We start from the raw sequence: 19,581 nt of genomic DNA on the forward strand, positions 1-19,581 counted from the left end.
CCCAAAGGAGGGGAGGCAAGATAGGGGAGATAGGGGACGGGAATACAAAAGAGAATGGAAAAAAGCCCGGGCTGTTCCCCCCCGGGCTGTCATATGCTTTTCAGGCACCAGGAGATCAATCATGTTCGCGGGTTTTGCGGAACTCGATGTCCGGAAAATCTTCCATGATAAACCCCAGCCGCCATTCATTGGGAGCCAGGTAAGCCAGATGCCCTTCGGCGTCATGAGCCAGGTTCCCCTGATTTTTCTTTTCAAACTCTTCCAGCTTCTTTTTGTCTTTACAGCTGACCCACCGGGCGGCCGCAAAGGGGGCGGGTTCGTAGATGGCCTCTACTCCGTATTCGGCTTTGAGCCGCGCCATGGTCACATCGAACTGCAGAATCCCTACAGCCCCCAGGATATAATCGCGTCCAACGATGGGCCGGAAAAACTGGACAGCTCCCTCTTCAGCAAGCTGAGTCAGCCCCTTTTGAAGCTGCTTGAGTTTGAGAGGGTTTTTCAGAACGACCCGCCGAAAATGTTCCGGAGCAAAATTGGGGATGCCCGTAAATTTCAGAGGTTCTTTTTCGGTGAAAGTGTCTCCAATTTTTATGGTCCCGTGGTTGTGAATGCCGATGATGTCGCCGGCGTAGGCCTCTTCCACGTTGGCGCGGTCCTGAGCCATGAAAATGGTGGCATTGGAGATGGCGATTTCCTTACCGATGCGATGATGCATCACCTTCATGCCGCGAGTGAACTTCCCGGAACAGATACGCAGGAAAGCGATGCGGTCCCGGTGAGCGGGATCCATATTCGCCTGAATTTTGAACACAAACCCGGAAAAGGCCTCTTCGTAGGGGGAGACTTCCCTGGAGACGGTCTTTCTCGCACCCGGCGCCGGAGCCATTTCCACAAAGGCATCCAGGAGTTCCCGAACGCCGAAGTTGTTGAGAGCGCTCCCGAAGAAAACGGGGCTCTGGTTTCCTTTCAGATAATGAGCCGTCTCAAGGGGATTGGCCGCTCCCTCCAACAGTTCCACATCTTCACGAAGCTTGTCTGCCTGGCTGCCCAGGAGTGCGTCCAACTGGGAGTCCGAAAGGTCGGTGATGACGATTCCCTGCTGATGGCGGGTTTCCTTTCCGGGAGTGAAGAGGTGGAGCTCTTTACGATAGAGGTTATAGACGCCTTTGAAGCGCTTTCCCATACCGATGGGCCAGGAGAGGGGCGTGCACTCGATCTGGAGCTTGTCTTCGATTTCCGCCAGAATATCCAGGGGTTCGAGCCCTTCCCGGTCCAGTTTGTTGACGAAGGTGATGATGGGGGTATTGCGCATGCGGCATACCTCCATCAGCTTTTCGGTCTGGGGTTCGACTCCTTTGGCGCTGTCGATCACCATGAGAGCACTGTCCACGGCCGTGAGAACCCGATAGGTATCTTCCGAAAAGTCCTGGTGGCCGGGAGTATCCAGCAGATTGACCTCAAAGTCCCGGTAATTGAACTTCATGACTGAAGTCGTTACGGAGATGCCGCGCTCCCTCTCGATGGCCATCCAGTCGCTCGTGGCATGCCGCTCGGCCTTGCGCGCCTTGACGGCTCCAGCCAATTGAATGGCGCCGCCGAAGAGCAACAGCTTTTCCGTGAGGGTGGTCTTGCCCGCATCCGGGTGACTGATGATGCCGAAACACCGGCGCCGGTCGACTTCTTTCTGGAGTTGCTTGTCCACTGCTTAAACCTCAAGGTAGAAATGATGCACAAACAAAAAAAATCGGGCCGATGTGTCATCAGGCCCGTTTTGTAACCTTTAACGACTTTAATAATAAAGCAAAAATGGACTGCAGGTCAATTCCGGATTGTGCTCCGAAAATGCGGAGAAATTCTATTGGGGATTGTCCGCCGCCCCGAAAGAACGTTCAAAAAGGTCGCGAATGGCTTGGCGCCCGTCGTCCGTGAGATAACGGGTCCCCGTTCCCGCAAAGGTATCGTGGGATACCACGGGAGTATCCGGCACCCACTGGTTGTTTTCCCAGCTGAACCACTGCTTTTTGTCCTGATCGTAAACGCTTACGGGACGGTTGAAAAATTTCGCCAGTTCCACGCCCCAGCCGGTTCCGCCTTTGACGGTATCGTTGTCTTTGATCCAGCCCACGGCAAAAACCTGGTATCCGTTGTTGACCATGTGAAAGATGGACTGCATGACCCGGCGAATCTTTTCCACCGTCGTGTATGTTCTGCCCATCCTTTTGTAGACGATTTCCATGCTGATATCGCCCTTTTGAAGCTCTTCCTCGGTCAGGAACTTCACGCTCTTGACGCGGTCCATTTCATGGCCCACGAAAGTAAAATTGACTTCACGGATTCCCCATGCTTCCGCGTTTGCTCCAAATTCCGCTTCCGCTCCTTTGAGTCCTCCGCTGTAAAGAGTCACTTTTGAACGATCGATCATTAATTTATCTCCCTGTGATCTGGTCATGTCTGCATTAAAATCTCCGAGCTTCGAAGGTTCGTCCGCCGTGTCTCATTATTGTCATACCCACGAGAAAACGCGGGATGTCGGGAGAAAATAGCCTTGCCCGAGTTGAACGTTGAACATTCGATGAAGTCCGGAAAATCACCTGATGCACTTTTTTCTGAAAGATGAACTTCCCCTTTGAAATTCATGAACCGGTATTGGAACCGATTCGCTTCATCTTTACAAGCCCAAACTTAGAGCCTATCCGAAAACCTTCCTCGACAGCTCCCCCCTCGAGGGGGGACCCGGGGGGTGTCGCAAAGTCCACAGGGAGGGTCAGGGTTCTTAGGTGCAAAAAACTCCCCAGCAACAACAATGCAGGACCAAAGATCTTGGAATTTAGAGATTAATCGTGTTTTCTCCGATCATCCGAATTTCAGGGAGCGTTTTGTCAATCATAGTAGAAATCATCGTCATCCCAGGAACGTTTTCCGGACTTTCGTTTTCGTTTCAGGCCCCTCGGTGCGTTTTCCCCCCTGTCGTCGCGGGATTTCTGTTTCCGGTTACGGCGTGAAGGAGAATCGAAATCCTTGGTTAAAGGCGGCTCGGCCATGGAGGTGTCTTTGATCCAATCCGTGTTTGGAGTGGGAGGACGGCGCGAAAATGATGGCGCAGGCGGTGAACTGATTCTCCCCGGGGAGCTGCTTTCTTTGGGGCGAGCTTCGTTGATGGCGAGGGGTCTGTTCTTAAAAGGCTGATTGTTGAATTTGCGTATGGCTTCTTCCGCTTGAGCACGGTCGGCGAACTCAACGAATCCAAACCCTCGGGCCTTTCCGGTTTCTCTATCCATTGCCACCTGGACAAAAGACAGCGTTCCGACTGCCGAGAAGTATTCCCTTAACTCTGCTTCGGTTGTGTCATAGGGAAGATTCCCAACAAAAAGTCGAACTGGCATTAATCTGGTGCTCCTGTTTCTGTGAATAAATTATTGACCTGCACATGAATCTTAATCTGTTGACAAAACACCTGCCGGCGGGATGCACCCACCACCAAGAGGCATACCATCCAGGGAAAACCGTTTGTATGGAGAATGGATACCGCACAGCTCGCACTCTATCTATCATTACTTCCAGATTAAATCATCAAAATATATCGCTTCCCGGCCTGTCTGAAGCAAACTTTTTTCGTTGGGCTCTTCTTTGAAATTGCTGCGAAATTCCCTTTCTCAAACACATCGGGATTTCAGGCGGGCTAGAAGAGGGTTTGAGACGGCACGAAGCGGCAACAAGTTATGAAGTGGAAAAAATCAGCTGGATCTCTCTTTGGATCCAAGGCATCTAGGTTTCCGGGCCGCATTGAAAAATCAATACGCCCTATTATCTTAAATGAATAAAAATTATTAGAAAAGGGGGAACAATATGTTGAATTTGGAGGAACTCAAGTCTCGAAGAGATCTCGTGGATCGGTTCGATTGGGAAATGACTCCGGAAACCGCTGTGGAGACTTACCTCGAATGGGGAACGGGCTGGGCACGAAAGGACAGTTTTGTGCGTCATGCGGAGCAGGAATCCTATTATTTTGTCATTTACGACTGGGAAGAACCCCTTCAGGTAACTCTCGTCAGGATAGACACTCAGAATTCTGAAGATATCGCCAAGATTCAAGCTCCGCGGGAACTGATTGAAAGGGCCATCAACGAAGCAGGGAGAAAACCGGGGGTAGGAGTCTATGCCATCAATGATGAACTCAAGGATTGGTTGAAAAAAGCTTTACAATGTTAGAATGTCAAGTTCGTCCGTTTTTCAGGTTTTATAGCGTGTTTCAAACCGATTCCGGTTTTTGCGCACTCAAATTTCTCCCAATCCAGTAAGGCTCCGTATTACTCCTGGATTATACTCCGCGCGGATGAGATCCTGACTTCTTGATGATCTTGTAGGAGCGGCTTCCAGCCGCGACAAAAATAGCCGGCTCCCAAAAAATCGTGCATGGAAGGCGCTCCTACAAAACATACAGAAGTCAAGGTTTTCAACTGTTCACAGTATTTATATGACTGCAGGATGGGTGGGAAGGAGAAGAAAATGGAGGAAATATTGCAAAAACTGAATCTATCGCCGGTAAATTCAGGAGCGGGTACCGGTACGGAGTGGCTGGAATGCGGAGGGGATATTCTGGAATCCGTTTCCCCTGTGGATGGCCGGATCATAGCTCGAGTGAAGCAGGCATCGAATGAGGATTATGAACGGGTCATGGACCGGGCCGTGTCGGCTTTCGATGCATGGAGCGGGGTGCCGGCTCCCTTGCGGGGGGAAGTTGTTCGGCGCATGGGCAATGCCATGCGGGAGCGGAAGCGGGACCTCGCCGCCCTTTTGAGTCTCGAGGTCGGAAAGATCCGTTCCGAGGCGGAAGGAGAAATTCAGGAGATGATCGATATTGCGGACTTTGCGACCGGTCAATCCCGAATGCTCTACGGGTTTACCATGCAAAGCGAACGGCCGGGCCATCGCATGTATGAACAGTGGCATCCCCTAGGGCCCATCGGCGTCATCACCGCGTTCAACTTTCCTGTGGCCGTATGGTCGTGGAACGCCATGATCGCCCTCATTGCGGGAGATACCGTGGTCTGGAAACCGTCGAGCAAGGTGCCTCTCACCTCCCTTGCCACCATGAAAATCGTGGGGCGCGTGATCGAAGAACAAGGGCTTCCCGAAGGAATTCTCAGTGTGGTGATCGGGCGCGGCCGCGATGTCGGAGAACGACTGGTGGTGGACCGCCGACTGCCCCTCATTTCCGCCACGGGAAGTGTGGCCATGGGGCGTAAAGTGGCGCAGGCGGTGAGCGCCCGCCTGGGACGGTCTCTCCTGGAACTAGGGGGGAACAATGCCGTCATCGTCACACCGGATGCGGATCTTTCCCTGGCGGTTCGAGCCATTCTTTTCGGGGCTGTGGGCACTGCGGGCCAGAGATGCACCACCACACGCCGTGTGATTGCTCATAAAAGTATTTTTGATTCCCTGGCGAATGCCCTCGTGGCCGCTTACAGAAAAGTGCCCATCGGAAATCCCCTTGAAGAGGGAGTCCTCATGGGGCCCCTGATCGACCGGGAGGCGGTGGCGAAAATGCAGAAAGCTCTTGAGGCCTTGAAAGCGCAGGGCGGCCGGGTGCTCTACGGTGGAGAGGTGCTCTCGGGTGGGCTCTACGATGCAGGGACCTATGTGACACCGGCCATATGCGAAGCCCGCAGCGACTACCCAATCGTCCGGCAGGAAACCTTTGCCCCCATTCTTTACATGATTCCCTACGAAACGCTCGAGGAGGCCATCGAATACCATAACAGCGCGCCGCAGGGGCTTTCCTCGGCCATCTTCACCAACGACCTTCGTGAGGCCGAATATTTCCTGAGCCACAGGGGCAGTGATTGTGGTATCGCCAATGTCAATATCGGGACATCGGGGGCGGAAATCGGAGGAGCCTTCGGCGGCGAGAAGGAAACGGGCGGAGGCCGGGAAGCGGGGTCGGATGTCTGGAAGACATACATGCGGCGTCAGACCACGACCATCAACTGGTCCGGGGAAATGCCCCTGGCACAAGGGGTCCGGTTCGATGTGGAATAGTGGAAAATATCCTCAATGATAAAGAGGCTTAGGCAGAATGGGCAAAAGCGGAGCTTCGCCCATGAGAAGAAGCCCCGCCATAATTCAATTTCTTCAGGATAGCTCGCTAAATGAAAGTGATTAAAAACAAGTTCTTGCCCACCACGCGGGAAGAGGTGTTCCAGCGTGGTTGGGATGCGGTGGATGTGATCCTCGTGACGGGAGATGCCTACGTAGACCATCCATCTTTTGGCATTGCCTTGATCGGGCGCTGGCTGGAGGCTCACGGCTACCGGGTGGCGATCCTCGCTCAACCCCGCTACGATTCCCCCGAGGATTTCCAACGCTTTGGGCGTCCGCGCCTTTTTTTCGGTATTTCGGCGGGAAACCTCGATTCCATTGTGGCCAACTATACCGGCAATGCGAAGGTGAGAGACCGGGACGACTATTCCCCCGGCGGCAATCCCTATTTCGGAGAAGAAAAGGTTAAGGTTGCCAAGCGCAGACCCGACCGGGCGACGCTCATCTATTCCAACCTGGCGCGTGCCGCCTACGGGAATGTGCCTGTAATTCTAGGCGGGATCGAGGCTTCCCTGAGGCGGTTTGTACATTTCGATTATCAGCAGGCAAAACTTCGCACTTCGCTTTTGACCGATGCCAAGGCGGATCTCCTGGTATTTGGCATGGGAGAACGTGCGGTGCTCGAAATCGCGCGGCGACTGGAACTCGGAGAGGATCTGACCGGCATACCGGGGACCTGCGAACGGCTCAGCGACAAGGAGCGGGAGGCACGAACCTTCGACGAGCCGCCTCTCGTGCTGGAATCCTGGGATGTGCTCCGAACCGATGTGAGCCGGTTCATGACGGTGGAACTGGCGGTAGACAGCCATGCCAGGGCGCTTTCCCGGGTTCCGCTCCTCCAGCGCCAGCAGGCCATGTGGGTGCTTCAGAACCGGCCGGCGGAACCCTTGAGTGTGACAGAACTGGATGCGCTCTACACTCTTCCCTTTGCCCGTGCCCCGCACCCGTCGGCGGGAGATGTCCCCGCGTATCGCATGATCCGCCATTCTGTGACCATCGTGCGGGGATGTTCCGGGAATTGTTCCTTTTGCGCCATTGCCAGGCACCAGGGCCCGCAGGTGACCAGCCGCAGCTGTGAATCGATCCTGGAGGAAGTGCGGTGCATCACCCAAATGCCCGACTTCAAAGGCACCATCAGTGATCTGGGAGGCCCTACCGCAAATCTGTACGGTACCTCCTGCGCCAAACCGTCTCCCTGTAGCCGGCACGACTGCTTCTATCCAAAAGTTTGCCCTCACCTGCGGGTGGAAGAAAACGCTTTTCTGGAACTGCTGGAAAAGGTCTCCCTTGTCCATGGGGTCACGCATGTGCATGTCTCTTCGGGCCTTCGAATGGAACTGCTGCTGCGCACCCCCGGGCTGCTGATACGGCTGCTGACCCATCACATTCCCGGCGCCATGAAGATTGCTCCCGAACACACCGAGCCTGAAATCCTGCGGCTGATGCACAAGAGCGGGTCCGAGTGCCTGCCGGATTTTCTGAAAAAATGCAGGGATATCGCAGCAAAGAGGGGCCGAAAAATCCTCTTTACGCCTTACTTCATATCGGCGCACCCCGGATGCACTCTTGAAGACATGGAAATGTTGGCCCGAAAGATCAGGAAAATGGGGCTTTCCGTCCGTCAATTCCAGGATTTTACGCCGACCCCAGGAACCCTTTCCACGGCCATGTATGTGACGGGCCTCGACCGGGACACGCTCAAACCCATTCATGTTCCCCGGGGAGGCAAGGAACGCAGGACACAAAGGTTGCTTCTCGAAGAAATGCGGCCTTGGGAACAAGGCAAAAAGGCGAAACCAGGCAGACGATCGTCAAGGGTTCCTTCGATGTAGAGTCCGGTAACACCCTTTTTCCCTCCTCAATTGTATCCAGCTGTTTCACGTGGCCTCGGGGGCGAATGCCTGAATTCCCGTGATGTCGTGCCCGAGGACCAGTGTGTGAATGTCCTGCGTTCCCTCGTAAGTGTTTACCGTTTCCAGGTTCAGGAGATGCCGGATGACGGGATATCCCAGGCTGATGCCGTTTGCGGCCAGGATGTCACGGGCAGCGCGGGCGATCTTGAGCGCTTCGGATGCATTGTTCATCTTGGCCATGGAAATGTGAGTGTGGCGGGCTTTGCCTTCGTCCTTCATGCGTCCGAGATGCATGCAGAGCAGTTGAGCCTTGGTGATCTCGGTCAGCATTTTGACCAGTTTGCTCTGTACGAGCTGGAAGGAGGCTATGGGCACCTGGAACTGAATGCGGGTTTTGGCGTAATTGAGAGCGGTTTCATAGCAGGCCATGGCGGCACCCACCGTTCCCCATGCGATGCCGTACCGCGCTTCGTTGAGGCAGCTCAGGGCCGATCGGAGCCCCGTTGTGCCGGGCAGGAGGTTTTCTGCAGGGATGTGCACGTCATCCAAAACAAGAGCGGAAGTCACCGACGCGCGCATGGAAAATTTGCGCTTAATAGGATGCGCTTTGAAGCCGGGAGTCCCCCGCTCCACCAGAAATCCGCGGATGCCTTCTCCGGTTTGAGCCCAAATGAGGGCGACGTCGGCGATATTGCCGTTGGTGATCCACATCTTCCGGCCTTTCAGGATATACTCATCCCCTTCCCTTTGCGCCCGTGTCTGCATGTGTTGAGGATCTGAGCCGGCTTCGGGTTCGGTCATGCCGAAGCAGCCGATCTTTTCTCCGCGGATCATGGCGGGGAGCCAGCGATTTTTTTGTTCTTCCGTCCCGAAGGCGGCTATGGGGTGCATGACGAGAGAATTCATTACGGAAACGAACGAGCGCAGACCGCTGTCCCCTCGCTCCAGTTCCTGACAGGCCAGTCCGTACATCACATTGTTTGCGCCCCCGCCTCCGAATTCTTTGAGTTTGATTCCCAAGAGGCCCAGTTGCGCCATTTCGGGAATGAGCTTCTCAGGGAAGATCCCTTCTTCGAAATAATCGGCTGCGTGTGGCATATACCGGCTTTCAACCCAATCCCGGACCTTATCGCGCAGGTGACGCTCTTTTTCCGAGAGCAGGTCATCCACATGATAGTAATCCACTCCCTGGAATGCTTTCATTTCGTTTTCTCCTCCGGAGGTGCCAAGAGTGATCGTCTCACGTTGAACCATTGCCCTGCCCGTCTCCAGCCTGTCCGGCCTTATAAATTTAAAAAATAAGCACTTGGCGCTCTCATGGCTACCACGCAAAGTGGTTCGGGGCTGTATTGGGTCTCTCTACCAGGGTACGTTGACAGTCGATTTTTGTAATGTAAGTTATCTATGGAAAAGAATCGCTTGATGCTTAAATTGAGCTATAATGTTTTTAAAAAGTGTCGATGCGATTCAATTTTCATGTCTTGGTGGCCTCTTCTTGATCGGAGCGTTCTCCAGGAAAGAGAGGGGACGAACAGAGATTCAGCGAGGCCGACTCAAAGAATCCAAGACGGTTCCTTCCGAGGTTCAGAGGTACAATCCATGACAGAAAGAACTCAGACCCGAGAACAGCTGATGTGCGAGTTGGACCGACTGCGCCGGAAGATTGCGCGACTGGAGGCAAATGAAAAAAAGCATCCGATGGGTACAGCTTGGGAAAAGTTCTACAATGACTCTTTTCTCGAGAGTGTGGAGCGCTGCCGCATGCTGTATGAAGCGGCTCCCATCATGCTGCATTCCATTGACTCCAACGACAGGATCATCCATGTGAGCAATCACTGGCTGAAGACCCTGGGCTACGAAGCATCCGAAGTTCTTGGTCGAAAATCTACAGATTTTTTGACGGAGGCTTCGCGCCGGTACGCCGAAGAGGTGGTTCTTCCGGAGTTCTTTGAAAAAGGGTTTTGCCGGGATGTGGAGTACGAATACGTCAAGAAGAATAAAGAAATTCTGAAAGTACTCCTTTCAGCTGTTGCGGAAAAGGATGAGACCGGCAAGGTGGTGCGATCCATGGTCATTTTGACCGACATCACCGCGCGGAAACGGGCCGAAGAGGAAATCATCCGGCAGAACAAGTTTCTGAACAATATTCTGGAAGCCCTGACCTATCCCTTTTATGTCCTCGATGCCAATGATTATACAATTCAAATGGCCAATTCCGCGGCGGTTCACGGTCCCATACCACCCGCCATGACCTGCTATGCCCTGACTCACAGGAGGTCCGCTCCTTGCGATGGTTCCGAACACAGGTGTCCCCTGGAGACGGTCAAAGCGACAAAGAGGCCGGTCACCGTGGAGCACCTCCATTACGACCGGCATGGAAATCTCAGGAATGTGGAAGTGCATGCCTACCCCATTTTTGATGAGAAGGGAGAGGTCTTTCAGATCATTGAATATTCTCTCGATATCACCGAGCGGGAGCGGATGGAGCGGGCCCTTCGGGAGAATGCGGAAAAGATCAAGCGGTTTGCTTATTCCGTATCTCACGATATCAAGAGTCCTGCCGTCGGCATCAACGGATTGACGCGTCTTCTCTATAAAAAGTATGCGAATATTCTGGATGAGAAGGGAAAGAAATACTGTGAACAGATCCTGAAGGCTTCTGAACAGGTGGTTGCTCTTGTAGAGGAAATCAACGTTTTCATCAGAACCAAAGAGACGCCTCTCAATTTTGAAAGGATCCAGCCGACGGAAGTGATCGAGATGGTAAGGGACGAGTTTTGTGCCCTTCTTGGAGTTCGGCAGATCCAATGGGTGCATCAGGAAAGAATCCCACCCATAAAGGCCGACAGGCTTTCCCTCTTGCGGGTGTTCCGGAACCTGGTGGACAACGCTTTGAAATATGGCGGGCCGGCTATGAGCGAAATCCGTATCGGATACCGAGATGACGGCAAGTTTCATGTTTTTTCCGTGAGTGACGATGGGGTGGGAATCAGGAGGGAAGAATGTGAAGGAATTTTCGAGCTCTTTCGCCGGAATGAAACGTCCAAGGGGGTTGAGGGGACCGGCCTCGGATTGGCCATCGTAAAGGAAGTGGTGGAAAAACATCGTGGAAAGGTTTGGGTCGATACGGAAATCGGGAGGGGAGCGACCTTCTATTTTTCCATCAGCAAAGAGCTGTGACATTGGATGAGCATGAATGCATCTTCTTATTTTGATTCGCAAAGGTTGCAGCCGGGAAATTCCGTTTTCTCCTCCAGGCATGGGGACAACGCTTGCGTTGGGAAGTCCGTGGCGCTACATATGGGGGCGTCGACAAGAGGGGACTCGAATCGGGTTCGAAGAGTGGATTTCTATTTCGAGCATGGACCTGTTAACCTGTAATTTTGGAGAACGTTTCCCGAGTCCCGGAGAAAACTCTACTCTTTCCAACGAGGATTTGTCATGAAAAACGTATGGATCTTCGGAGTGATCTTGCTGAATTTTATCGCCGGTTGCGCAGTTTCTAAGATGGCACCCGGGCCTCCCGAAATTCCCATTGCAAAGGAGGCGGAGGTGAAGGACAGGAACCAGCTTCTTGTGGGAATTTGGACGCGTGAGATCCGGGACGGTGTGAAGGGAACGGAAGGATTGAACATCCGGAAGGACGGCGCACTGGAACTGGTCAACATATACAGCTTGAGGGGGCTGAACTGGCGGCGCGATGGTGAGACGTTGGTGCTCACGACCAACACTGAGAAGTATCCCGAGCCCTATGAAAGCAGGTTCAAAATCGAGGAACTGACGGACTCGGTTTTGACATTGAGTGCTCCCGAGGATTACCTTGCCGGGACCTACAGCAGGCAGCGGGGAATGGGACGTCAGTCGGAACGGGGAAAGGTGGCGGGAACGGTCACCTTTTCGCAGCGGACGGTCCTTCCGCCCCAGGCGGTGCTTCAGGTCAGCCTGGTGGATGTTACCCGGCGTGAGGTGCCGGCCGTGCCCATTGGAACTCAGACCGTCGCTCATACCAGGCATGTGCCCATTTCCTTCGAAGTTTCTTATGACCCGGCAGACATCCAGCCGAATCACCGGTATGAAATCGAGGCCCGTATTACGGTGGGCGGGAAGACCCTTTTCACCAACACATCGCCCCATCCTGTCCTCACGCAGGGGAACCCCGATACGGTGGAAGTTGTAGTGGAATCAGGGGTCAGCCCTTGAATCTTGAAATCTGCCAAAAAAGTGATCTGGGCTGCGTTTGACCTTTACCAATGGTTGGCATGAGCCAAAGGAGGCTCTCATCAAAGGTCGTTATCTTGTCGAGAAACCCTTCCGAGATGCCTTCCTTCAGAATTTCCTCCATCAGATCTCCGACGGCCCGTCATGTTTATGGCATAAGTGGCTGCGGTGGGAAAAGCCACAATGCTGTAGCCGGTTTCTTCCAATGATCTCATCACGGAAAGCGAGCTCCAGGATTATTTTCTGCATAGAAAGAACACCGACAGGGAAACGATCCTTTTTTTCAACTCCCGGGTACTCATTTATCGGATGAACCGGAAATATTTGCAAGAAGCTCCTGCGATCGTTCCGTTCCATAATTATATTCAGACTCGAAATATCGATCGGAAAGGCAAAGAGACTCCGGCTCGTAACTTCTTTGGACAGAACAAAAACTGCAGTCAATTAATGCCTGCAACATCTCCCATAAAGGATGAAGGCTTTTGTCATCACCATATGATCCGTACGACAAATGATGCCACGGGAATCTGAATCAAAATCCAAACCCCGCTTACTGACCGACGACAGGGCACTGGAGGCCGCGTCGGAGATTTTGTCCGGGGAGTACAGGAAGCGTGGCCCGGCGCGCTTGTTGCCTTTCCTGGGGCCGGCTTTTATCGCCAGTGTGGCTTATGTCGACCCGGGAAATTTTGCTACCAATATCCAGGGCGGAGCTCAATTCGGCTACACGTTGCTGTGGGTGGTCGTTGCCAGCAACCTGATGGCAATGTTGATCCAGGTCCTTTCAGCCAAGCTGGGCATCGGCACCGGCCAAAACCTGGCTGAACTGTGCCGTTGCAACTTCTCTCGCCCAACGGTGATTGGAATGTGGCTATTAATGGAGGTCGTCGCCATGGCGACCGACCTTGCTGAATTCATAGGGGCTGCCGTAGGCTTTAACCTGTTGTTGGGTCTTCCATTGTGGATCGCCGGTTTTCTAACCGCTTTCGCCACTACTCTCATTCTGGGGTTGGAACGGTACGGCTTTCGTCCTCTGGAGGCGGTGATCACCTCCCTGGTCGGCGTTATTTCCATAAGTTACTTGATTGAAACCATCCTGGACAAGCCAGATTGGGGACAGGTGATGTACCATGCAGTGGTGCCACATTTTGCCGGGAATGAGAGTGTGTTGCTGGCAACGGGCATCTTGGGCGCTACGGTAATGCCACACGTAATTTTCCTGCATTCTGCACTGACGCAGGGCCGCATCGTAACGCGCGATCCGGTCCAGATGAAAAGGTTGTTCAGTTTCGAAGTAGCTGATGTCACTATCGCCATGGGAGTGGCAGGATTGATTAACGCCGCCATGCTCCTGATGGCAGCTTCAACCTTTCACGGCCACGATGTGACTAATGTGGCTACCATTGAAGAAGCCTACCTGACCCTGAACCCGCTGCTGGGATCAGCAGCAAGCTCGATTTTTGCCATCTCCTTGCTGGCCTCCGGGCTTTCGTCCTCTTCGGTGGGAACCATGTCGGGCCAGGTGGTCATGCAGGGTTTCCTCCGCCAGCAGATCCCGGTCTGGATCCGCCGTCTGGTGACTATGGTGCCTTCCTTGATAGTAATTTTGATCGGACTGGATCCTACCCGTACTCTGATTATCAGCCAGGTTATTCTCAGTTTTGGGTTGCCATTTGCCATTATCCCGTTGATCCTCTTCACTACCCGCAAGAACCTCATGGGAGTGCTGGTCAACCGTTGGTATACGAACGTTTTGATTTCAATCGTAGCTGCCTTGATCATTTTGCTTAACCTATTCTTGCTGTATCAGACGTTCTTCGGAGGCTGAGGCCGTGTACAAACACATGATCGTGCCGCTGGACGGATCGGCGTGGGCCGAAGCGATTTTGCCCCTGGTGGTTCAATTGTCGCGCTACATGCGGGCGCGGGTGACGCTCTTGCACATCATCGAACAAAACGCGCCACAGAAGATCCACGGAGAGCGCCATCTGACTACTGCGGCAGAGGCGGTGGTTTATTTGGAACAGGTGAAGGAAAAATTCTTCCCGTTCTCCATCGAAGTAAGAGCGCATGTCCATGAAACCGCTGTAGATGACGTCGCCCCAAGCATTGTCGCCCATGGCGCCGAGTTCGATGGAGATCTGATTGCCATCTGCACCCACGGTCGCGGCGGTCTGCCGCGATTCATTTTTGGAAGTCTCGCCCAACAGGTATTAAATTTGGGGCGCAAGCCGGTGCTGATGCTTTATCCTGGCAAGTTGGAAAAGCCGGAAAAATTCGACCCGCTGAATATACTGGTACCCCTGGATGGCAATCCGGAACACGAACAGGGTTTTCATGTGGCCTTGCAACTGGCCCAAATCGGTTCCGCTTCCCTCCATCTGGTGATGGTGGTTCACACCATTTCCACTCTTCCCGGGGAGCAGACCGCCAGCGCTATCCGCCTGCCAAGCACCGTCAACACCATGTTGGAGATCCACCAGGCGCTGGGTTTGTACTACTTGCAAGGCTTGATTCGCTCCGCCAACGAAACGGGGATAAAAATTACCATGGAAGCGCGCCGCGGCGACCCGGCGCGCGTTATTGTAAAAGCTGCCCGGCGGGCTGGCAGTAATTTGATTGTGATGGCCACACACGGCAAAACCAGCACGGAATCATTTTGGTTTGGTAGCCTGACTCCCAAAGTTGCAAGAAGGTCACATATTCCGCTGCTCTTGGTGCCGGTAGGCGAGAGGTCGAACACCGGTCGGGACGAGCAGCAGGGCGGGAAATAACGCCCTGACCCCAATGCTCTCAAATCCGGATATTTTCAATGATAGACAGGTGATCGTGGAGACTGAAACCCTGACGGGATATCCGCCACAGACTGAAATCATTGAAAACTTTTGGCTCAAGCGCCGCAAAAGGGAAGTCTGCAGTTGGACGGAGCATCGCGGCATAAACATGGTTATGCTCGCAACAGGCTTGGCCTTGTCGCGGCAGGATGCCACTCCTACGAAAAAGTATGGGTAAACAGCTGCGTGATTACGAAGACCGGTACTTAGAACCTATCCAGAAACCACCTGTGGACTTTGCGACACCCCCCTTGGTCTCCCCTTGAGGGGGGAATTAAAGGGGGTGTCCGCTGCCGAGGTAGGTTTTTGGATAGGCTCTTTAGAGAGGGAAGGGAAATCGCTACCCTGACGGCTGTCTCTATCCATCCAAGCTCTTGGACATGCGCAACCGACAGGATCAGATTTTCCCGGGTGACTTTTGCGCTATTGTGTTTTTTTTCGTATTTCGGACAATACTTCATTGTCATCTGTACCCCTGCAGTCCATCGGCGGATCCCTTACATAGAACAACAACCGATATGAGAGCCCCATGGTAACAGACGGACGCGACCACGATTACTTTCCAGCATTGAATTGGATCTTCGGATACCACAAAAAATGGGTCCGATTGGATGTAATTGCCGGTCTGACCACCGCAGCAGTGGTCATTCCCAAGGCGATGGCCTATGCAACCATTGCCGGCTTGCCGGTGGAAATAGGACTGTATACGGCATTCCTGCCGATGCTCGTCTATGCGCTGTTCGGGACATCTCGGCCGCTCAGCGTGAGCACCAGCACCACGATCGCTATCCTGACGGCGACGCAGCTGGGTCAGGTCGTTCCAGAAGGTGATCCGGTGTCTCTTCTGAGTGCTTTGGCCGCACTGACGCTCCTCGTGGGAGTCATTCTCGTGCTGGCCTCATTCTTACGGCTGGGCTTCATCGCCAACTTCATCTCCGAACCGGTACTGGTAGGTTTTAAAGCAGGAATTGGGTTCGTGATTGTTTTGGACCAAGTCCCGAAATTGTTGGGCATTCACCTCCCCAAGGGTTCCTTCTTCTACAATTTATTCAACATTCTTCAAGGCCTCCCAAACACATCGATGGCAACGCTGGCTGTTGGAACCTTGATGGTGGCCATTCTGGTGCTTTTGGAGTGGCGTTTTCCGAAGGCTCCGGCTCCATTGATCACTGTCGCAGCCGGGATTGCCGGCATGTGGTTGTTCGGATTGCAGGAATATAGTGTTGCTTCTGTCGGCCACATTCCCAAGGGATTACCACCGTTCATCGTGCCCGATTTCTCCCTGATCGAACGGCTCTGGCCTGGAGCCTTGGGCATTGCACTGATGAGCTTCACCGAGACAATCGCTGCCGGGCGTGCCTTTGGCAGGAGTGACGAGCCTCCTGTTCGAGCGAACCAGGAATTGCTGGCAACCGGGCTTGCCAATGTGGGCGGTGCCTTGCTGGGATCCATGCCTGCCGGGGGTGGAACTTCCCAGACCGCTGTGAACCGCCTTGCCGGTGCACAGACACAGTTCGCCGCCTTGGTCACCGCAGGAGCGACTTTGGTGACGATGCTCCTGTTAGCCCCTCTCATCGGGCTGATGCCGCAAACTACGCTGGCGGCGGTGGTTATCGTCTACTCCATTGGGTTGATCAAGCCCTTGGAGTTCCGAGATATCCTGAAGGTTCGACGAATGGAGTTCCTTTGGGCTTTCACCGCTTTTGCCGGGGTGGTCGTGCTGGGGACCCTGAAGGGAATCCTTGTTGCCATCATAGTTTCTCTGGTCTCCATCGCTTACCAGACGGCCAATCCAGCGGTCTATGTGCTGGGACGTAAACCGGGATCGAATGGAATCAGGGGTCAGCCCTTGAATCTTGAAATCCGGCAAAAATGCGTTTGATCTTTACTCTTGGTTGGCATGAGCCAAGGAGGACTTCACCTCCTTTTAAAGCAGAACTTTTCTCCTTGATTTTTTCCTATGTCAAGGGCTGACCCCGTTCTTTCCAGCAAGTTTCCCTAGCTTCCGGATTCCCGCTTCGATTTCTTCGCTCCAGGTCCCGTTGCAGGTCAGCCGTATGAAATTCTTGTACTTGTCCTGAGAAGAAAAAATCAGTCCCGGCACCACTCCGATGCCTTCCGCTCTGGCTTGATAGAAATAGTCCCTGGAATCGGCATACTGGGGCAATTCAATCCACAGGGCCAATCCACCCCGAGGCCGTGTGACCTTCGTTTCCGGGGGAAAATATCGGCTCACGCACAGCTGCATGGCCTGCATTTGCTTTTCTATGGCGGCTCGAAGCCTCCGCAGGTGCCGGTCATACTTGCCGGTTCTCAGGAATTCGGCGATGGCCATCTGTGAGGGGCTGGCCGTGCAAATGCTGGAAGTGGTCTTGATGTCCTGGGCCTTCTCGTAGAATTTTCCGGGCACCAGCCACCCCACACGGTATCCCGGGGATATGGTCTTGGAAAAGGAGGAACAGAGCATCACAAGGCCCCTCTTGTCGAATTTCTTGCAAACCTGTGGGCGATCGGGGCCGAAGTAAAGGTCTCCCGAGACATCGTCTTCGATGAGGGGAATGGATTTTTCCGCCAGCAGATCCACAATCTCCTTTTTTGCTTCGACGGGGAGAAGGCTTCCATCCGGGTTGCTGAAGTTGAAATTGAAAATGCAGGCCCGCACGTCGAACTGGTTGATGACGCCGGCGACATCAGCGGGCAGAATACCGCCTTCAGGGCGTGAGGGGATTTCAATGGCTCTGAGCCCGAGGGTGTCCAGGAGCTGCAGGAAACAATAGAATGTGGGGGATTGGATCAGGACGATATCGCCCGGCCGGGTGATGCAGCGGATGGCTGTGGATATGGCTTCCATGGCTCCAGACGTGATGATGATGTCGTCCGGCATGACCGTGGCTCCGGCGTCCATGCAGTGCAAGGCAATTTGCTTTCTCAGTTCCGCGTTGCCGCGAACGGTCTCGTAGCCGATGGCGCAGCTGGGGGAATCCCTCAGGACCGATGCCATGATCTTGCTGAGTTCTCGCACGGGAAGCAACGAGTCGTCCGGGCAGGCCACACTGAAGGGCAGCATATCCCTTCGGCCCACCAGCTCTTTTACGGTCCGGATGAGTTCGCTCCGGTTCACTTCCCTCGGTTCGATGCGGGAGCCTTGCCGGAGATCCGGCAGCGGAAGCCTCTTGAAATTGGACCGCACATAAAAGCCGGACTTGGGTTTGGATTCGATCACTCCCTGGCTTTCCAGGTCCACATAGGCCTGGGAAACCGTGGCGATGCTCACCCGCATTTTGGTGCTCATGTGCCTGAGTGAAGGGATTTTATCTCCCGGTTTCAGCGTTCCCGACTCGATGAGTTCCAGAATGCTTTTCCCCACCAGAGTGTAGCGATAGGGTTCCGCTACCGCCTTTCGATCCAACATGTCTTCCCCCTCTACGAAATAACTGTACTGGTCGTCTTTCATGGAAACTGCATCTGTACCTGTAACAGATAAGCTGCTTTACTGCAACCATGATGGAGGAGTCGTTCAGCACAAAGCAAAATCAAGAAGGAGAAGCCATGTGGACAGCTTGGACACCTGAAAACCGTATCGTCAATGACCTGGAAACCGGATTTCTGGAAAGGCTGTTTCGAAAGATTCGCGCGGTCGCTCAGCGCCTGACCGCCTCGGATGCATCGGACCTTTCAAGAATACCCCTGCGCAAAACGGTTGAACTTCAGCCGGGTGAACATTTTGCCATGGTAGTCTCCTCTCAGTGCAGGATTGCCTGTACGGCGGGAGCTGTGTGGGTGACCCATCAAAAACGCACTTGTGATTACATCCTGGAAGCGGGCGAAAGCCTCCAGTTGCAGCGAAGCGGCAAGGTCATCGTTTCGGGAGGTCGGAAGGACACTTTGATTCGCATATGGTGCAGTTGAGTCATCCCCCCTTTTCCTTCAAAGTTCCCTGGTCCCTATTGCGACATTGTTACATTAACTCCTATGACCGGAGTGCTCACAACAACAGCTTCACCGGCCGCGCACCCAAAACTCCCAATGATCCAAACAGCTGGTCCCGCGCGGTCCGGTGGAAGCAAAAGTTCGGCAATTGAAAGGCTTCATGCGTACATCAGACGACGTCCTTTAGGCTCCGGCACCGGATCTCCAAATTCCCGAGCTATATCGATCCATAACCGGATAGCATCCTTGATATTTTTGAGTGCCAATTCCTCGGTTTCTCCATGAGCCACACAGCCGGGCAGTTCTGGTGCTTCTGCCACAAAAACCTGATCCTCATTGCTCCAATATATGATGATTTCATACTTATTCATTTTCCAGCTCGCCTCCCAGCTTATACTTTAATATCACTGCCCGTACTTGGCGCACCTGATAAGCTTTGGCTTTGCCATCGTCCCATTGCAGGTTGATTTTCTCTTCAATCCGCTCTCTTCTGAAAATGTGGTGACTGCCCCGCCTACGTTCTTCAAAACCCAATCGCAGCAAAAGTTGGCGCAGGTCGTCAAACGCGATGTTCGCATCTGATGTGCCCCTCAGAATCCGGAACAACAGCTTCTCGTATTTTCCCATATCATTTCTCTTGGTGATCG

The 19,581-nt window shown here is 53.6% G+C and carries 16 protein-coding genes and 1 pseudogene; 10 read left to right on the top strand and 7 right to left on the bottom strand.

Annotation, left to right across the window (positions count from 1 at the left end; all coding sequences use genetic code 11):
- Positions 1-115: 115 nt before the first annotated feature.
- From QMG16_RS14580 to QMG16_RS14590, 3 genes are all read right to left on the bottom strand, one after another.
- Positions 116-1,702 (bottom strand): peptide chain release factor 3, encoded by a 1,587-nt coding sequence (locus tag QMG16_RS14580; RefSeq protein WP_281795409.1) that lies wholly within the window; start codon positions 1,700-1,702, stop codon positions 116-118.
- Positions 1,703-1,855: 153 nt separating this feature from the next.
- Complete coding sequence (locus QMG16_RS14585; RefSeq protein WP_281795410.1) at positions 1,856-2,422, bottom strand: hypothetical protein; 567 nt, start codon at positions 2,420-2,422, stop codon at positions 1,856-1,858.
- A gap of 457 nt (positions 2,423-2,879) precedes the next feature.
- Positions 2,880-3,383 carry an RNA recognition motif domain-containing protein gene (locus QMG16_RS14590; protein WP_281795411.1) on the bottom strand — a complete coding sequence of 168 codons (504 nt, stop codon included), beginning with the start codon at positions 3,381-3,383 and terminating at the stop codon, positions 2,880-2,882.
- Positions 3,384-3,846: 463 nt separating this feature from the next.
- On the opposite strand from QMG16_RS14590, the gene QMG16_RS14595 reads away from it, so the two are divergent.
- From QMG16_RS14595 to QMG16_RS14605, 3 genes are all read left to right on the top strand, one after another.
- Positions 3,847-4,209, top strand: a complete 363-nt coding sequence (locus tag QMG16_RS14595; protein WP_281795413.1) for a DVU0772 family protein — start codon at positions 3,847-3,849, stop codon at positions 4,207-4,209.
- Between the two features lie 297 nt (positions 4,210-4,506).
- The gene (gene amaB / locus QMG16_RS14600; protein WP_281795416.1) at positions 4,507-6,039 is read left to right on the top strand and encodes an L-piperidine-6-carboxylate dehydrogenase; all 1,533 of its coding nucleotides are present in this window, start codon (positions 4,507-4,509) and stop codon (positions 6,037-6,039) included.
- Positions 6,040-6,149: 110 nt separating this feature from the next.
- Complete coding sequence (locus tag QMG16_RS14605; RefSeq protein WP_281795419.1) at positions 6,150-7,931, top strand: YgiQ family radical SAM protein; 1,782 nt, start codon at positions 6,150-6,152, stop codon at positions 7,929-7,931.
- Positions 7,932-7,976: 45 nt separating this feature from the next.
- Here the strand turns inward: QMG16_RS14605 and QMG16_RS14610 are convergent, their stop codons facing one another.
- On the bottom strand, positions 7,977-9,155 hold the full coding sequence (locus QMG16_RS14610; protein WP_281795421.1) for an acyl-CoA dehydrogenase family protein: 1,179 nt from the start codon (positions 9,153-9,155) through the stop codon (positions 7,977-7,979).
- Between the two features lie 396 nt (positions 9,156-9,551).
- On the opposite strand from QMG16_RS14610, the gene QMG16_RS14615 reads away from it, so the two are divergent.
- The 6 genes and pseudogenes from QMG16_RS14615 to QMG16_RS14640 form a co-directional block, all read left to right on the top strand.
- Positions 9,552-11,132, top strand: a complete 1,581-nt coding sequence (locus tag QMG16_RS14615) for a sensor histidine kinase (RefSeq protein ID WP_281795423.1) — start codon at positions 9,552-9,554, stop codon at positions 11,130-11,132.
- A gap of 261 nt (positions 11,133-11,393) precedes the next feature.
- The gene (locus QMG16_RS14620) at positions 11,394-12,152 is read left to right on the top strand and encodes a YbaY family lipoprotein (protein WP_281795425.1); all 759 of its coding nucleotides are present in this window, start codon (positions 11,394-11,396) and stop codon (positions 12,150-12,152) included.
- Between the two features lie 532 nt (positions 12,153-12,684).
- A complete protein-coding gene (locus tag QMG16_RS14625; protein ID WP_373878747.1) occupies positions 12,685-13,998 on the top strand; it encodes an Nramp family divalent metal transporter in 1,314 nt (437 codons plus the stop codon).
- Between the two features lie 4 nt (positions 13,999-14,002).
- Positions 14,003-14,944 carry a universal stress protein gene (locus QMG16_RS14630; RefSeq protein WP_281795430.1) on the top strand — a complete coding sequence of 314 codons (942 nt, stop codon included), beginning with the start codon at positions 14,003-14,005 and terminating at the stop codon, positions 14,942-14,944.
- Between the two features lie 49 nt (positions 14,945-14,993).
- Positions 14,994-15,182 (top strand): hypothetical protein, encoded by a 189-nt coding sequence (locus tag QMG16_RS14635; protein WP_281795431.1) that lies wholly within the window; start codon positions 14,994-14,996, stop codon positions 15,180-15,182.
- 351 nt (positions 15,183-15,533) lie between these two features.
- Positions 15,534-16,844 (top strand): annotated as a pseudogene (locus QMG16_RS14640) (SulP family inorganic anion transporter); the annotation flags it as partial.
- 123 nt (positions 16,845-16,967) lie between these two features.
- Here the strand turns inward: QMG16_RS14640 and QMG16_RS14645 are convergent.
- Positions 16,968-18,458: an aminotransferase-like domain-containing protein gene (locus QMG16_RS14645; RefSeq protein WP_281795436.1), complete on the bottom strand. Its 1,491-nt coding sequence runs from the start codon at positions 18,456-18,458 to the stop codon at positions 16,968-16,970.
- A 95-nt stretch (positions 18,459-18,553) separates the two neighbouring features.
- On the opposite strand from QMG16_RS14645, the gene QMG16_RS14650 reads away from it, so the two are divergent.
- Positions 18,554-18,913: a DUF2917 domain-containing protein gene (locus tag QMG16_RS14650; RefSeq protein ID WP_281795438.1), complete on the top strand. Its 360-nt coding sequence runs from the start codon at positions 18,554-18,556 to the stop codon at positions 18,911-18,913.
- Positions 18,914-19,092: 179 nt separating this feature from the next.
- On the opposite strand, the gene QMG16_RS14655 is transcribed toward QMG16_RS14650, so the two are convergent.
- Positions 19,093-19,305, bottom strand: coding sequence for a type II toxin-antitoxin system HicB family antitoxin (locus QMG16_RS14655; protein ID WP_281795440.1), 213 nt, complete (start codon positions 19,303-19,305; stop codon positions 19,093-19,095).
- Positions 19,298-19,561, bottom strand: a complete 264-nt coding sequence (locus QMG16_RS14660) for a type II toxin-antitoxin system HicA family toxin (RefSeq protein ID WP_281795442.1) — start codon at positions 19,559-19,561, stop codon at positions 19,298-19,300. The genes QMG16_RS14655 and QMG16_RS14660 overlap by 8 nt, the downstream gene beginning before the upstream one ends.
- Positions 19,562-19,581 lie beyond the last annotated feature (20 nt).

The sequence above is a fragment of the Desulforhabdus amnigena genome, assembly GCF_027925305.1.
In the GTDB taxonomy this organism is placed as follows: Bacteria; Desulfobacterota; Syntrophobacteria; order Syntrophobacterales; family Syntrophobacteraceae; genus Desulforhabdus; species Desulforhabdus amnigena.

Coding starts and splice junctions, on each gene's coding strand:
- QMG16_RS14595 (WP_281795413.1), top strand. CDS start 3,847: ATGTTGAATTTGGAGGAACTCAAGTCTCGAAGAGATCTCGTGGATCGG.
- QMG16_RS14650 (WP_281795438.1), top strand. CDS start 18,554: ATGTGGACAGCTTGGACACCTGAAAACCGTATCGTCAATGACCTGGAA.
- QMG16_RS14585 (WP_281795410.1), bottom strand. CDS start 2,422: ATGATCGATCGTTCAAAAGTGACTCTTTACAGCGGAGGACTCAAAGGA.
- QMG16_RS14615 (WP_281795423.1), top strand. CDS start 9,552: ATGACAGAAAGAACTCAGACCCGAGAACAGCTGATGTGCGAGTTGGAC.
- QMG16_RS14645 (WP_281795436.1), bottom strand. CDS start 18,458: ATGAAAGACGACCAGTACAGTTATTTCGTAGAGGGGGAAGACATGTTG.
- QMG16_RS14620 (WP_281795425.1), top strand. CDS start 11,394: ATGAAAAACGTATGGATCTTCGGAGTGATCTTGCTGAATTTTATCGCC.
- QMG16_RS14605 (WP_281795419.1), top strand. CDS start 6,150: ATGAAAGTGATTAAAAACAAGTTCTTGCCCACCACGCGGGAAGAGGTG.
- QMG16_RS14625 (WP_373878747.1), top strand. CDS start 12,685: ATGCCACGGGAATCTGAATCAAAATCCAAACCCCGCTTACTGACCGAC.
- QMG16_RS14660 (WP_281795442.1), bottom strand. CDS start 19,561: ATGGGAAAATACGAGAAGCTGTTGTTCCGGATTCTGAGGGGCACATCA.
- QMG16_RS14655 (WP_281795440.1), bottom strand. CDS start 19,305: ATGAATAAGTATGAAATCATCATATATTGGAGCAATGAGGATCAGGTT.
- amaB (WP_281795416.1), top strand. CDS start 4,507: ATGGAGGAAATATTGCAAAAACTGAATCTATCGCCGGTAAATTCAGGA.
- QMG16_RS14610 (WP_281795421.1), bottom strand. CDS start 9,155: ATGAAAGCATTCCAGGGAGTGGATTACTATCATGTGGATGACCTGCTC.
- QMG16_RS14590 (WP_281795411.1), bottom strand. CDS start 3,383: ATGCCAGTTCGACTTTTTGTTGGGAATCTTCCCTATGACACAACCGAA.